We start from the raw sequence: 14,258 nt of genomic DNA, 5'->3' as shown, positions 1-14,258 counted from the left end.
GCAATGCCTCTAAGGGTTAGGAAGGGTTGGGATGAAAGCGGCCAGCGCCGCTCGTAGGTTCAGAAAGCGAATTCGGCCTGATGTTGTGCGAGTGAGACGGAAGCAATGGCGTCCGTCGTCGCGCCAGCATCTGGACGCGCCGCGAGAAGATCGTCGTAGCGCTGCAGCACAGAACTGGGCGTTGTGTGGTCGGCATCGATGCTCACCAGCGCCGCGACGCGCGATCGCACGCTGGCGATGAGCGCTGCTTCGTCAAGAGTCGGACGCACAGTCGGCCAGCCAGCCGTGAACAGCAGATGAGCCGGGATTTCCGCCTCGATCGCCTGACGCTTGATCGCCGCGGCTTTGGCGCGCGCAACGTCTGCTTTCAACGAAGAAGAAAGGAGGTCGGGCGAAACGTCTGCGAGCCAGCGTTGTCCCTGGAACGCAAAGGTCGAAGCGGCTTCCAACGCGACCATTTCCCGGTACAGGTCGTGGTTGTCGGCGCAACCAGCGGCTGCGCGAAGGTCGTCGAGCGAACTCATGATGCAGAATGCGCACGAGACGCGCGAAGCACCGTATCTGGTGTAGGCCTCATGCAGCGCCAGTCCGGCGGCCGCGATCTCCGCGAAAACATCTTCCACGGGCCACTCGATGATCGCGTTCCACGTCACCCCACGATTGTTGCGACGGGTGAGTGCCGCCAGGGGAGCCGCGACGGGCATCTTGCTGCGCGCTGAACTCTCCTGCCGGCGCACGCCGGTGACATTGACGATGTCGTGCTCGGGATAGCGTTTCTTCAGCGCGCTCGTGATGACCGCCGTTTTCAGTTCGGACGTGCAGAAGCGCATGGACGGCGTGCTCCACGGCAGAATCAGCCGCACGCACGACAGTTCTCTGTAGCGCGTCACGTTGTTTTCCCAGCGTTTCTGCCAGCGGGCGAGCATGTCGCCCGCCTTCCGGCGTACCGTCAGAAGCTCCCAGCCGAGATGCGCGGCGAGGCGTTCGCATGCGGGCGCACTGTCTTTCCATTCGACACGGCCCAGGTCCGCATGAACCAGAACACGCGGGCCGGTGTGACCGATCAGATCGAGGTGACGTGCGACAGCGAGTGCGCAGGCGACGCTGTCCTTGCCTCCGCTGACACCGATTGCCACGACTGCATCGCCATCGAGAAGCGCATCGACTTCCGGGGTGCTGGACACGAAGCGGGGGACGTTCGTAACGTTGTGTTCGATGCGCTGGCGCAGCGTCGAGAGGTCGATGATCTGGAGGGACATGGCTGGTCGAAGTGAACTTGGATGATTCATCTTCGCAGCTACAGCGCAAAGTCAAGGCTGTCCGTTGTGACAGCAATAAGCCCCGAAAAGGTCCTCTTTTCGGAGAATCAGTGCGGCGACGCGCCGATAGAATGGAGTCTCTCTCAGGTTCGTAAAGACCACCCCGGAAAGACGAACTTTATTCAGCCAGCTTCGAGCTGGCTTTTTTTCGTCCGCTAGAAAACAGCGTTAAACAAAAGCCAGGTCGAAATCTGGATGATTCGCGGCGGGGGTAGTCATAGAGCGCCGCTAAACTCGCTCCATTCCCTGCGCTCTGCGCATCGACTGAACACTCTGGCTTGCCAGAGTGCGCTTACTTTTAACCGGCGATGCCGGTCGTCCACGACGAGGCTTTGGCCCCGTCTTCTACCCGTTGGGAGCCATCCCAACGGGATCGGCTCCCTATTTTTTAGGAGCCGCACCATGCTGCAGCAAATCACTTTCTCCCCGAACCTGGTCAAGGCTTTGGCAATTTCCGCCGGTCCTCTCAAGGTCTCGGAAAAGTGGGGCTTTCGCGAGAATCAACGTGTTGTCGCGCAAGCTGTTGCAACTTTGCCCATCGGGACGTTCAACGGCACCATCCTGTATGTCTGGGAAGACGGATCGGCGACTGTGAAGTTTGACTTCGATCTGCCGTTCGACGCCGAGCGCGAGCTCGTCAAGAGCGGTCGCGTCGATCTGCATTACCTCACTCGCGTTTCGTCGTAAGCAGACGTCTGTTCTACGCGTCAGGTGTAACTCACCTGACGCAACTCATTCACTCTCGTTGGGAGCCAATCCCAATGGGGACCGGCTCCCGCTTTCCAAGGAGCTGTCCCATGTCGAATCGAAATAACGCAGCCGATACCGTTTCGTTTAAGTCCGTCTTGATCGTTGCCGCCGTTATCGCTTTAACTGGTTGCGCACTGGTCATTTTTGGCTGCGCATTCGAAGCGCAGTACCAACTCGATCTGCTGCGTGCGTCCGGCCCGGTGGCTCTCGATGCCTATCTGGCTCACGTCGCTTCGCACCAGCTGTCTTTCGCTGCGCTCCTGTTCGAGTCCGTCACCGGACACGGCTATGCCCACAGCGCATTCCTGCAGGGTGTCGGCTTCTGGTTTGTCTTCGTCCTCGCGCCGACCTCAATCGCGCTTCTCAGCGCGGCGCGCTGGTTTGCCAAGCGCGATCGAAGCGTGAACCCGCGCCTTCGCCTCGCTGCTGTTCACTGAACCAAAAGCGTTTCTTCTTTCCCGTCAGGGCGACCTCCCTGACGGGACGGTTGCCACTTTTTTCGTTGAGGCAATCATGTTCAAGCTCATTATCAGCGTCGTCCTTCTTTCGCTTCTGACCGCTTGCGCCAGTGCGGATTTCGGGTCTCCGAATACGTACCAGCGTTACGACGTGCAACACATTGGCCAGATGGAAGAGGCGACGATCATTCGCGTCCGTCCGATCACCATCGAAGCCAGTTCCGATTCGTCGGGCCTGACGTCGATCGTGAGCGCAGCGGCAAGCGCTTTTCTCGGCTCGCAGGTCATAGGCAACGGCAAAGGCCGGTATATCTCTGGCGCGCTTTCCGGTGCCGCAGCTGGCTTCATCTCGCAACACGTGAGCGTTGCGATGTCCCGCCACAGCGGCGTCGAAGTCTTCCTGCGTCGAGCCAACGGGACAACCGTTGTCGTGTCGCAGGTTGACGACCAGCAGTTCGCCCCGGGCGAACGTGTCTATCTCGTCTCCAGCGGCTCCGGCTACCGGATTACTCACTGACCGTCGTTGTAGCTGTCTCGATCCTTTTCTCGAAAACTTCCCAGGAGCTTTTATGAAGACCTATGAACTGATCGCTCGAGGCCAGACTTCGGGCTGGAATCCGGCAGCCAACTCTGTCAATGCAAGGAACGGTTACGGGATGCGTTCCGTGGAAGTTGCTGCACAGGCTGGGAACATCGACGAGTTTGTTGCAATCGTCGAGCACCCGGAATTCGATCCGACTGGCACACGCCCGCTTTTCTTCGCAGAAGTAGGACGTGTGAGTGAGGGTGATGGTGATGGCGATGCGAGATTCGCGCGTTTCAAGGCGGCGATCTGCGGCTATACAGCGCGCTTCGCCAGCAAGTTAAGTTAGCGGAACGACGGAACGGTCGAACCCATTTATATCGCGTCGCAACCCGGCGCGTTTTCCCTTGCGGGGCAGCCCCCGCAAGGGGGCTGTCTCGCCTTCTGAGACACAACCATGAAACTACCCAAGTTGTTCTATGCGGACCGCTCGTCCGCAGGCGCCGGCGCTACTGCCGCGCTTCATCAGCAGGCAACGCGAGTACTACGACGCGTTGCACACGATCTCCGTCTGCGCTCGCATGAAATCGTTCTGCAACCGGCCCGGCGCAACATCCCTGGCCGCGTTTCGCTTCGCACGGAGACCCTGTTTGTCGATGTGCTGGACCGTCCGTGCCAAAAGCGCGTCGCGTTGAGCTTCCGTACGCGCCGCGGCCGTTCGGACCTGACTGGTGGTGGCGAGAACTACGTGCCGATCGAGCAGATCGAATCGGTGCACGGTTATCAGTCGTTCCTCGAAGGACTGCGTCTGGCTGGTGGCATTGACACCAGTTCGGGAGACCGCCGATGAAACTCGCGAAAGTAAAGGTCGAGTACACCGGCGGCACAACGATCACAGAGCGGGTGACACTCGACCCGGAAACGGGGAAGGTGACGTTGCCCCCGCGCCTCCAGGCGTTGTTGAAGACGATGGATGAGTCGGAATGTTCACCGGCTTTCGGGCTCTATTTCGACGGATTCGTTCTGCCAGTCCGGGTGCTTGCCGACGGCTCGTACGGTGTGGACCTGCCGACCCAGCCGCAAGCGGGTTTCCGTCGTGTGATGAATTCCATTACTTATCCATCGAAGGATCAGCGACAGCAGAATGCCCGGTATCTGCATACGCTGTCGGCCGCATCACTCGCCGGATTCGTCGGTTTCGTGCATGCGGCCTCAACTCCCGATTTACCGACAATAGCGGAGGCCGTAAGCCTCGTCGTAGTTGGAGTAATATTGTGGTACGTTGGATTTCTGGCTATGAAAGGAGATTGAAATGACTGCAAGTATCATCACTCTCGTGTTGGGCGTGTCCATTGCAGCGTTCTTTCTCTGGACAAACAACAACGGTATCAAGCGTGATCGTGAACGCGAATGGGGCAAAACTGATTAAAGACGTGGCCTAGTGCCGCGTTCCTGACATGGTGCCGCACCCCTTACGGGTGCGGCTTTTTTTCGTCTATACGACCATCTGACGCGCCTTTCGGGGCGCGTTTTTCATTGGAGACTCGAAATGCAACAGGCTTCCCTGAATCTCGCCACGGCCAGCGCTGTCCCTGCCGTTACGGGCGTAGTGATGAGCGCCGCACCTGATCGCGAGCGACTCGACACTGCTGGAAAGACGGTTGGAGATGTCCTGAAGGCTTTGTGCAAGGCGTTGTACGGAACCGAGCTGGAACCCGAATGGCTCTCGCCGGCGAACACGCTGGATGATGCCGATGAAGAAACATGCGGCGCGCGTCTGGCGAGGCTGTGGCCTGACGACAGCGTATGGAACCGGCTCGCCGTCTCCGTCGATATCGGGCGATCGGAAGGTTGGATCGTCAACGTCGACTGGATATCTCGAACCGAGACGGCGCAGTCGCACCGGCGCGGTTATGCGGTGATGCCGATGCTACGTGCAAAGGTCTTCACGTCTGACCACGCATGGGATCTCGCGCGCTTCATCGCTCACGCGCTCGACGTCGCGTAACAATTCCTTTTCTCGCGCCTCCTGGCGCTCATCCCTCGCGGGCATTCGGCCCGACAGGGAACGATTGCTCGCAATATTTTTCGGAGCAATCAACCATGTATCACCTTTCCTTCGCCGATCAGAATCTCTTCCTCGGTACGCTGCTCGAAGTAATGGCAGTTTTCAGAACCGATTCCCGCCTTTCTTCCGTTGAATCCTCAGAGATCGTGCTCCTGCACGATGGTCAACCTGTCGACGTCACCCGCTACAACGGCAGCCTGACAGTCCGGCGTCCCGGCACCGCGCGCGATGTGTTCCTGTCCATGGTCGACGAGATCGACGGCGCTTACTTCCGTCCGAACGGCGTGATGCAGGCGGCATGGCAGATCCGTCGATCGCACTGGAAGCTGCTTTACGACGCGTTCGATCTCACTTCGAGTCCGCGCCTCATCTTCTCGTCGGACCAGATCGACGCAGCGTCGGACGGGCGAGGAAGTCTCGGCCTGCATGATTTGCTTCAGGCTGAATGTGAGCGCCGGTTCGGCTTTCGCTATGCCGGTCCCGGATACGGCCGCACGCGCGACTGCAACGGGCGACATGAGGTACACGTCGCATATGCACTCGCCGAGGGCTTTCCCGTCCCTGAAGCGGTGCTCGCTGAATACCGCGAACTGCCGGAGAAGTTTTCGACAGATGTGGCGTGGGGACAGGTGCTGCTGTCCGTACCAGAGCTGCGCGGTGCGATGTCACCTGACAAGATGCGCGTTCTCGCAGGCATCATGTCGCGCGAAAAGGGCGGCATCACGTCGCAGAACGCTGCGCTGCTCGCCATGGTCATGCGACTGGCACCGAACAGGCCGACGTATGTCGAGGTCGACGATCTGATGTTGCGTCACGGGCTGGTAGAGCCGTACAGTCTGCCGGAGCGCTACGCGAGTCCGCAGCCGCTCGGCAGGCCCGTCTCGAAGTTCGCGGAGGTCTACCGTAGCAGGATGGCGGATCACCGGCGCGACAGGGCAGTCACGCAGTTGCGCAAGGAGCGTGCGGAAGAACGCATCTCGCAACGTCACTTCGACCAGCGGATGCAGATTGCGCAACTCGAGCATGGTCGCGAGACGTTTGCGTTCGGTAACGAAATCTCCGTAGCGATCGACAGCGGTGATCTGCGGTTTCTGCTGGACTTGCTGGACTGTCCCGATGAGCGCAATCGCGTCTCCAAGCAAACGGTGCGCGAGGTGTTCGGCGTGAAGCTGCTCGGCGTGCGCGCTGCTGCCCGTCGCCGGGCGATTTTTGCGCTGGCGGGTTTCGACGAGGCGTTTCAGACTGACTGGGATGCGGCCGGGACTCCCGAGGGTCGCGAGCTGCTTGTTCGCACGCACGCGGCCCGCATGCCCGCCGGGATTCATCCGGCGGTCTTTACGCAGTCGCTGGTAGCCCATCACGTCTGATCACAATTCCCTTCAATACACCCGGCATCGCGCCGGGTTTTTTTTCGCCCGTTCGGCACTATGACGGGGTTACCCCTTGAGCCCTTCGCTTATTCTTTGTGCAGCGAGGGCGGGGATAAAGCTGGCAGGCGAGATGAAGACGGTCGAGCTTCGGCCGGTTGGGGTGGGGTCCCAACTCTCGCTCAAAGGCCGTACTCCTTCGGTGGCTTATCCATGGCCATCCGGTCCAGAAGTGCCGACGGCAAGAACTCACAACCAAAGATACGTCCCAGTCGTTCACGAATCGCTTCTGGTAGCTCGCCTTCCGGGGTCTTGTCGCCCCTCGATTCGCCCAACATTTCCTGAAGCGCATCGGGTAAGAAGGGTAATCCAAGACTGGGTTTAGCCGAGGCCTGCCAAATCATGGCGTCCTCGAAATCGGCTGACTCAATGATGAAGGGTATCAATACTGGTGGCGGCGAAAAATTCCGGTCGGCAAGCGAATGGAGGGGTTGCCAGGCACGACGTACGTCGATGACGTCGCCATCTTGCGAGGCGGCGTTGTTCAGCAAGGCGTGGCCGAAGTCTTCGCAACGTATGCTTCCGGTCGGCGCTGTCGCCAGAGAGATACCGCTCCGATAATGAACGGTCACCTGATCAACGGTGTCATTCGCGACGCGGATGCGCACATGCGGGCCGTTGGGGAACAGTTCCCGGAGAGCCGTAGCCAGTTCCCCGAAATCAACCTTGGAGTGATTGATACGAGGCGGCTCCGCGTTTCCCTCCATCACTGCTGTGAAATCCGGTGCAAGCCACAATCCCATGACGGCTCGGAATACTTTGCTCATTGCGAACCTCGTTTATTCGGCGAAGTCGAGGGTCTAGAGCATACCAAACGCCGGTTACAGGGCTCTCCTCCTCGTCCGCCCCGACCAGCCTCAAGGGTAACTCGGTCATAGTTCCGCGGCCCGTTCGAAGCAGGGGCGAGGCAACTGCCTGCCGCGTAAGACGGTACGAAAAGACGACGATTAGGGCATTGCGTACGCGCCGCGCTCCCTACACTGAGGACTTCACCCGCGTCATTGACGCATCGACATCGCCGACTAGTCGGCATCCTTTTTAACGCCCCTCAGGGACCACGTCCCTACGGGCGTAGTCCTTTCGGGGCTTTCTCTTTTCTGGAAAGCCATCATGAAAGTTACGCCCGCACAACTGACTGAACTGCTCACGCTGTATGTCCCGAAACGTCTGCCGGTATTGATCACGGGTCGACCGGGTATCGGCAAGAGCGATATCGTCGAACAGGTCGCGCACGCAACCGATCACGAACTGCTCATCAGTCATCCCGTTGTTGAAGATCCGACGGACTCGAAAGGGTTGCCGTTTCCGGCGCCAGACGGCTTGAACGCGAAGTTCCTGCCGTTTGGTGATCTCGAACGCGCGATGAAGGCGAGACGTCCGCTCATCTGGTTTCTGGACGATCTGGGGCAGGCCTCGCCCGCCGTTCAGGCCGCCAAGATGCAACTTCTGCTCGCCCGCCGTATCGGCGAACACGTCTTGCCGCCGCACGTGACGTTTCTTGCGGCGACAAACCGCCGGACCGATAACGCGGGCGTGACGGGGATTCTTGATCCCGTCATTTCGCGCTTCGCAACGGTGGTCGAGCTGGAAGCGACGATCGACGGCTGGACGAAGTGGGCTGTGCGAAACAACGTGCCGCCCGAACTTATCGCTTTTCTGCGATTCCGTCCGGACCTGCTCTCGGTGCAGAAGACGTCACGCGATATCGAAAACACGCCGAGTCCCCGCAGTTGGGGTTTCATCGCGAAGACGATGGGCGTGGTGCCGAAACACCTGGAGCACATCTCGCATGCGGGATCGGTGGGCGAAGGTGCTGCAACGGAGCTCGTCAGCTTCCTGCAGATCTACCGAGAACTGCCGAACCCCGATGCGCTTCTGGCTACGCCGGATAAGGCGATGATCCCCCAGACGCCGTCGACGCTCTACGCCATCGCAACCGCTCTGGCTGCGCGCGCGACGGAAGCCAACTTCGATCGTGTCGTGACCTATACGGAACGCATGATCGAAGCGGGGCATCGCGAATTCGCGGCGCTACTCGTGCGTGACGCATTGGAGCGCACGCCGGAAATCGCCAACTCCTACGCCTTTATCCGGGCGCAGGGCGGCGAGATCGGCGCAATCATCAAGGGCGACTGATCCGCCGTTCCATTCCACTTTTTTCTCAGCTTCATCACTCATGGCTCTGCCGTGTCCGCGAGGACACGCGGGGCCATTTTTTTCGTCTCATCCATTCATTTTCTATACGGAGTTTTCTCATGAACACCAACATCCAGTCGAAAGTCATGCTCTGCTCGGTCACGATCTCCACGTGGGTTGCCCGTCGATTCGACGGCAAGGCCACCGAAGAAGTCGAGAACAAGCATCATGCAAAGGGCATCGGCAGATTCAACAAACGCCTGCTACCCGAAAACTCTCCGAGTTTCCAGGAGGTGGTAACGATTGCCGGCCGCATCCGGAAATACTTCTACGATCACTCGTTGAAGTACGACCAGCTCGGGGTGCGCCTGCTGCCGACGATGATTTACATGGAATTCGCCGACAAGATGCGCTCGTTGAAAGACGAGTTCGATCTGGCGGTATCCGTATTCCTCACCGACTACCTGGACCTGAAGGAGCGCGCTCGCGCGGAACTGAACGGCCTGTTCAACGAGGCGGACTATCCGACCCTCGCGGAACTGTCGACCAAGTTTGGCGTGAAGATGGCTGTGTTGCCCTTTCCGGATGCCAGCCAGTTCGGCGTGGACCTGCCTGCGGACGTGCTGACGACGCTGAAAAGCGAACTCGATGAGCACGTGCTGGCGTCGATCGCGACCGCGAACGAGGATCTCGTCGAACGGATGTATACGGCTGTTTCGCAGATGGCGTCGCGGCTGTATGCGACGGGCAACGTGCGTCTGGACGTGGCCAACAACGTGCGCGACCTGTGCGCGTTGCTGCCGAAGCTCAACTTCTCCAACGATCCGAAGCTCACGCACATCCTTGATCAGGCGAAGACTCATCTCGCCGTTCACACGGGTGCGGATCTGAAAGAGTCGAATGTCCTGCGGTCCCAGGTGGCCAGCAAGGCACAGGAGATCGAGGGGCTGATGGCTGCTTTCATGGGTATCACTCCGGAAACGGAGATCGAGCCCGCGGACCACAGCGCGCAGCTGCGCCTCGTTGCTTAAGGGGGCGCTCATGGATCGCACCGTGACGGTAGCTGGCAATGGCGCGGTCCATCCGCGCATTGCCAAACAGCGAACTGAGCTCGTTCTGTCACAACCGTTCTTCGGGTCGCTCGCATTGCGCCTGAAAATGGTTGAAGACAGGTCGACCAAGGAATGCTGGGTAGACGGGGAATCGTTGGGCTATAACCCCGAATATGTCGATAAGTTGAGCGACCTTGAACTGCGGGGCGTGCTGGCGCTGAAAGTCATGCAGGTGGCCAACGGTCATTGCTGGCGTCAGGGCGCGCGAGAAGCCGGTCGGTGGAGCGACTCGAGCCAATACGCCATCACTCCGATTCTCACTTCGTCGGATTTTGTGTTGCCAAGGGGCGCGCTGACCGACGCACGCTTTTCTGGAAAGTCGGTTGAAGAGATTTATGGCGCGCTGACGCAGGAGGCAAAGCAGAAACAGCCCAAACCTGATCAGCAGCCTAAATCCGATCAGCAGTCGCAACCGCAGCAGCAACCTGAACCGGATGGCCAGTCGTCAGGGCCGGACGGAAAAGGTGGCGGCCCACAGCCGCAGGCAGGTGACGGCCAGGGTGATCCAGAGCCGTCTGCTGGTTCATCGTGCGGTGAGGTCCGCCAGTACTCGGGGACTGACAAACCTGTGAAGGAGGCCGAGTGGAAAGTTGCTGTCGTGCAGGCCGCGAAAGCGGCGAAGATGCGCGGCAAGCTGCCGGGAGACCTTCAGGCGATGGCTGGCGAGGCAGTACGGCCCGTTGTTGACTGGCGCGCGGTGCTTCATCGCTTCGCGCAGCAGTCATCGCCGACAGACTACAGCTTCGCCCAGCCGAATCGCCGGTATCTGCATCTTGGGTTCTATCTGCCCTCGTTGCATACGCCGGCGGTCGGGGATGCCGTATTCGTGCGTGACTCGAGCGGTTCGGTGTTCGACGAAACGCAGGCGCAGTTCGATGCCGAGATCCTTTCGGTATTCCACACGCTCAAGCCCGCGCGGCTGATCGTGATGGACTGCGACAAGCGCGTCACGCAGGTGCAAATCTTCGAGCGGGGCGACTCGCCGGAGATCAAGCCGGTACGGGGTGGGGGTGGGACGGCATTTACCGATCCCTTCAACCGAGTCGCTGCCGATGGACTCAATCCGGCCTTCCTGGTTTATCTGACGGACATGGACGGGGCGTTTCCGGCGTTCGCGCCGCATTACCCCGTGCTGTGGGCCTCGACAACACCGCTCACGCGGGCACGTCGGGCGCCTTTCGGCGAAACCGTGGAAGTCATCTGCTGAACCCGGGTTACCCGGTGAACCTCTTTAACCAAACCCGGCCGAGCGCCGGGTTTTTTTTGTGCGCCGAGCATGCGCAACAGCTTGGGGGTGAAAGTCCCCTGTCCAGCCTGATGGGGCGAAGGACTAGCGAACGCAAGGGCGTCGTCGCGAGGCGGGGTCTGAAGGAAGCGTGTAGCAAAGCCACGACCTGACGAACAGAAACCAGATATGAGGCCTACCCGGGCGGACGAGCGAGCAAATGATCGCGAAGTCCACAACCATCAAGGCACGGGGTGGTAGATCTGGCAGGTGTGTGGTGAAGGCGGTTGCGATTACCTCGGGAGGCCTGCCCGGTGTCCTGGATTCAGGACTGAGCGGTTCGTAAGGGCCGCTGACCACCGTGCAGGAGTCAGCAGCGGGCATAGTAGGACGGCAACGTCTGAAGGCCCAAACGGAGAAGAGCGGCGAGTAAGCCGGAGAACTCGACATGGGAGAGCAGCAGAAAACGCAACGCGTCCTTGACAGCGGAGGAAGGGGTGAAGCCCCGGAGGCCGGTGATCGAGGGGCTGAACCTATGGCGGCGAACCCCGAAACTGAAAGCCCGTCGGCTTGTGACCGACTGATGGAAGAAGTCTGTGAGCGGGGAAACCTGCAACGGGCGTTGAAACGTGTGAAAGCGAACAAAGGTGCACCGGGTGTGGACGGCATGACGGTTCAGGCATTACCGGCGCACCTGCGGGAGCACTGGCCGGCGATACGGGTCACGCTGCTGAACGGCACGTACAGGCCGCAACCTGTGAGGCGGGTCGAGATACCCAAGCCGGATGGAGGTGGCGTGCGCAAGCTCGGCATTCCGTCTGCGCTCGACCGGCTTGTCCAGCAAGCGGTATTGCAGGTGCTGCAAAGGCAGTGGGACCCGACGTTCTCGGATTCAAGTTACGGCTTCCGTCCGGGACGCTCGGCGCATCAGGCCGTGGAGCGCGCGCAGGGCTACATTCAGGCGGGATACCGCTGGGTTGTAGACCTCGACCTCGAAAAGTTCTTCGATCGCGTGAGCCACGACATCCTGATGAGCCGGGTGGCAAAGCGTGTCAGCGACAGGCGTGTCCTGAAGCTGATCCGCTCCTTCCTGACGGCGGGCGTGCTGGAGAACGGACTGGTTGGCGCAACGGACGAAGGGACGCCCCAGGGCGGTCCGCTGTCACCGTTGTTATCCAATCTGATGCTCGACGATCTCGACCGGGCGCTTGAGCGGCGCGGTCTGCGCTTCGTGAGGTATGCGGACGACTGTAACGTCTACGTACGCAGCGAACGCGCGGGCCAGCGGGTGATGGCGGGGCTGAAAGCCTTCCTTACCGGCAGGCTGAAGCTGAAGGTCAACGAATCGAAGAGCGCGGTCGCGCGGCCACACACGCGTAAGTTTCTGGGGTTCACCTTCTTGATGCGGGAACAGGTCAAACGGCGCATCGCGCCCAAGGCACTCGCCCGCTTCAAGGCACGAATTCGGGAACTGACCCAACGCACGCGCGGGGTCAGCGTTGACCAGTTGATCGGCTCGCTGAAACGATACCTGACGGGCTGGCGTGGCTATTTCGGTTTCTGTGAAACGCCTCGTGTACTTCAGCAACTTGATCAATGGATTCGCCGCCGCCTTCGCTGCTTCCTCTGGAAGCAGTGGAAGCGCGGCCGGACCCGCTTCAAGAAGCTGGTCGCGCGGGGTGTGAGCCGGGACCTTGCCGCCCAGACGGCGGGTTCGCCGCACAGTGCATGGCGCCTAAGTTGCAGTCCGGCGCTGAGCATTGCGTTGCCCAATCGCTACTTCCGCTCGCTTGGACTTCCATCGGTCGGCTCATCATCGCCGGGTAACTGATCCGAATCGCCGTGTACGGACCCGTACGCACGGTGGTGTGGGAGGGGTCGGGCCGCGAGGCTGCCCCTATCCCGATCGTCCAGTCGTTAGTCGGTATCTGGCTTATCCGCGCTCGTGCGCCAGAAAGCTACACGTTTTTATGGGTCTTTCTGCCGAAGTGGGCCTAACGCGTAATAACGACTCCGTCATGCCGCGCTCATCTGAGGCCTCTCTCGACGCCTTTGCCAAGGCGCGAGCGAATCTATGACAACTGGTTCGAGACGCGAAAGCCGCGTGATTTCACCGGCCTTTTGAAGCCCGTCTGGCCGATACAGACAGAACAATAGTCGCATGTTAGACCGCCATCAGAGCATTGCATGTCCGACCTTGACGATAACCCCGTACTGAAGCTGCAGCCGCTCAAAGCGGGCGCTGTCGATATGTTTTTCCAGGCACTTTCGCCGCTGAGGGAGTATCTCGACGCACCGGAGATTGCGGAAATCATGATCAACGACCATCGCAACGTGTGGATCGAGCTTCGCGGCGTCATGTCGCGCGTGAACGTCGATCTGCGGCCGGAGCATCTGGAAGGAGCGATTCACTCACTCGCGTCATCCGTGGACAAGTCGGCACGTGCGGGTAGTGACAAGGGCATCATCAATGCCGGTCACAAGAACCTGCGTATCGCGGCGGTGATGAATCCGACGGCCATCGACGGGCACGCGCTGAGTATCCGGAAGCACCGCGAGTCGAAGATGTCGCTCGACGATTATGTCCGCATGGGAGCCTTCGCAAAAGCGCACGCGAAACCTGAAGAGGCCGAAGCCATCCACTTTGAGGACGGCATCGAGAACGAAGCGCTCATGCGAGCGCTGACTGCGCTTGTCCAGTCACGCAAGAACGTCCTTGTCGCAGGCGGCACATCGGCGGGCAAGACGACGTTTCTCAACGCGCTCGTTGGCGTCATCCCTGAGGACCAGCGGGTGATCACCATCGAAGACACGATGGAGCTGAAGGTTCAGGTTCCGAACCGCGTCCGCCTGCTTTCCAACGCGGATACGAACGTCACCACGCAACTGCTCGTCGCGCTATGCCTGCGTTTCCGTCCCGACCGGATCATCGTTGGTGAAGTGCGCGGCGGCGAGGGCTACGACCTCCTGCAGGCGCTCAACACTGGCCACGACGGCGGTCTTGCATCGCTTCACGCCAACAACGCGAGAACGGCGCTCAGCCGTCTCGAAAGCCTTGCGATGCTCGGCATCCCTCCCGGCTCCCGCTGGGAGCTGGCCGACATGCGCAAGAACATCGCGGACTGCTTCAACTACGTGGTGCATTTCAGACGGACCGGCGAATTGCGACACGTCTCTGAAATCCTCGAAATCCGGGGCTTTCGCAACAACGACTATGACCTACGACGGGTTTTTTAACAG

At 60.1% G+C, this 14,258-nt stretch carries 15 protein-coding genes; 13 read left to right on the top strand and 2 right to left on the bottom strand.

The window, feature by feature from the left end; all coding sequences use genetic code 11:
- Window positions 1-59: 59 nt before the first annotated feature.
- Window positions 60-1,259 carry a phosphoadenosine phosphosulfate reductase domain-containing protein gene (locus tag P0D89_RS20820; RefSeq protein WP_408377085.1) on the bottom strand — a complete coding sequence of 400 codons (1,200 nt, stop codon included), beginning with the start codon at window positions 1,257-1,259 and terminating at the stop codon, window positions 60-62.
- 462 nt (window positions 1,260-1,721) lie between these two features.
- Here P0D89_RS20820 and P0D89_RS20815 point away from each other — a divergent pair, with 462 nt between their 5' ends.
- The 8 genes from P0D89_RS20815 to P0D89_RS20780 all read left to right on the top strand — a co-directional run bounded on the left by P0D89_RS20815 (window position 1,722) and on the right by P0D89_RS20780 (window position 6,485).
- Window positions 1,722-2,006 carry a hypothetical protein gene (locus P0D89_RS20815; RefSeq protein ID WP_408377084.1) on the top strand — a complete coding sequence of 95 codons (285 nt, stop codon included), beginning with the start codon at window positions 1,722-1,724 and terminating at the stop codon, window positions 2,004-2,006.
- Window positions 2,007-2,164: 158 nt separating this feature from the next.
- Window positions 2,165-2,506, top strand: a complete 342-nt coding sequence (locus P0D89_RS20810) for a hypothetical protein (RefSeq protein WP_408377082.1) — start codon at window positions 2,165-2,167, stop codon at window positions 2,504-2,506.
- A gap of 76 nt (window positions 2,507-2,582) precedes the next feature.
- Window positions 2,583-3,044 (top strand): outer membrane lipoprotein, encoded by a 462-nt coding sequence (locus P0D89_RS20805; protein ID WP_408377080.1) that lies wholly within the window; start codon window positions 2,583-2,585, stop codon window positions 3,042-3,044.
- Window positions 3,045-3,096: 52 nt separating this feature from the next.
- Window positions 3,097-3,399, top strand: coding sequence for a hypothetical protein (locus P0D89_RS20800; protein ID WP_408377077.1), 303 nt, complete (start codon window positions 3,097-3,099; stop codon window positions 3,397-3,399).
- A gap of 108 nt (window positions 3,400-3,507) precedes the next feature.
- Window positions 3,508-3,900, top strand: coding sequence for a hypothetical protein (locus P0D89_RS20795; protein ID WP_201087005.1), 393 nt, complete (start codon window positions 3,508-3,510; stop codon window positions 3,898-3,900).
- Window positions 3,897-4,361: a hypothetical protein gene (locus tag P0D89_RS20790; protein WP_408377076.1), complete on the top strand. Its 465-nt coding sequence runs from the start codon at window positions 3,897-3,899 to the stop codon at window positions 4,359-4,361. Before P0D89_RS20795 ends, P0D89_RS20790 begins: the two co-directional genes overlap by 4 nt.
- Before the next feature lie 238 nt (window positions 4,362-4,599).
- Window positions 4,600-5,058 carry a hypothetical protein gene (locus P0D89_RS20785; RefSeq protein WP_408377074.1) on the top strand — a complete coding sequence of 153 codons (459 nt, stop codon included), beginning with the start codon at window positions 4,600-4,602 and terminating at the stop codon, window positions 5,056-5,058.
- 95 nt (window positions 5,059-5,153) lie between these two features.
- Window positions 5,154-6,485, top strand: coding sequence for a hypothetical protein (locus tag P0D89_RS20780; protein ID WP_408377072.1), 1,332 nt, complete (start codon window positions 5,154-5,156; stop codon window positions 6,483-6,485).
- Between the two features lie 182 nt (window positions 6,486-6,667).
- Here P0D89_RS20780 and P0D89_RS20775 read toward each other — a convergent pair whose 3' ends face one another.
- Window positions 6,668-7,312: a hypothetical protein gene (locus tag P0D89_RS20775; RefSeq protein ID WP_408377070.1), complete on the bottom strand. Its 645-nt coding sequence runs from the start codon at window positions 7,310-7,312 to the stop codon at window positions 6,668-6,670.
- 343 nt (window positions 7,313-7,655) lie between these two features.
- Between P0D89_RS20775 and P0D89_RS20770 the strand changes: the two genes are divergently transcribed.
- From P0D89_RS20770 to P0D89_RS20750, 5 genes are all read left to right on the top strand, one after another.
- Entirely contained in the window at window positions 7,656-8,681 is a 1,026-nt protein-coding gene (locus P0D89_RS20770) for a P-loop NTPase family protein (protein ID WP_408377069.1), read from the top strand.
- A gap of 119 nt (window positions 8,682-8,800) precedes the next feature.
- Window positions 8,801-9,712 (top strand): hypothetical protein, encoded by a 912-nt coding sequence (locus P0D89_RS20765; RefSeq protein WP_086916698.1) that lies wholly within the window; start codon window positions 8,801-8,803, stop codon window positions 9,710-9,712.
- 10 nt (window positions 9,713-9,722) lie between these two features.
- On the top strand, window positions 9,723-11,000 hold the full coding sequence (locus tag P0D89_RS20760) for a vWA domain-containing protein (RefSeq protein WP_408377067.1): 1,278 nt from the start codon (window positions 9,723-9,725) through the stop codon (window positions 10,998-11,000).
- Between the two features lie 466 nt (window positions 11,001-11,466).
- Window positions 11,467-12,849, top strand: coding sequence for a group II intron reverse transcriptase/maturase (gene ltrA, locus P0D89_RS20755; protein WP_408377065.1), 1,383 nt, complete (start codon window positions 11,467-11,469; stop codon window positions 12,847-12,849).
- A gap of 356 nt (window positions 12,850-13,205) precedes the next feature.
- The gene (locus P0D89_RS20750) at window positions 13,206-14,255 is read left to right on the top strand and encodes a TadA family conjugal transfer-associated ATPase (protein WP_408377063.1); all 1,050 of its coding nucleotides are present in this window, start codon (window positions 13,206-13,208) and stop codon (window positions 14,253-14,255) included.
- Window positions 14,256-14,258 lie beyond the last annotated feature (3 nt).

Origin of the sequence: Paraburkholderia sp. RL18-085-BIA-A (assembly GCF_046027075.1) — a bacterium.
Classification (GTDB): Bacteria; Pseudomonadota; Gammaproteobacteria; order Burkholderiales; family Burkholderiaceae; genus Paraburkholderia.
The sequence above is the reverse complement of the archived record's forward strand: the minus strand, read 5'-3'. Positions and strand labels throughout refer to the sequence as shown.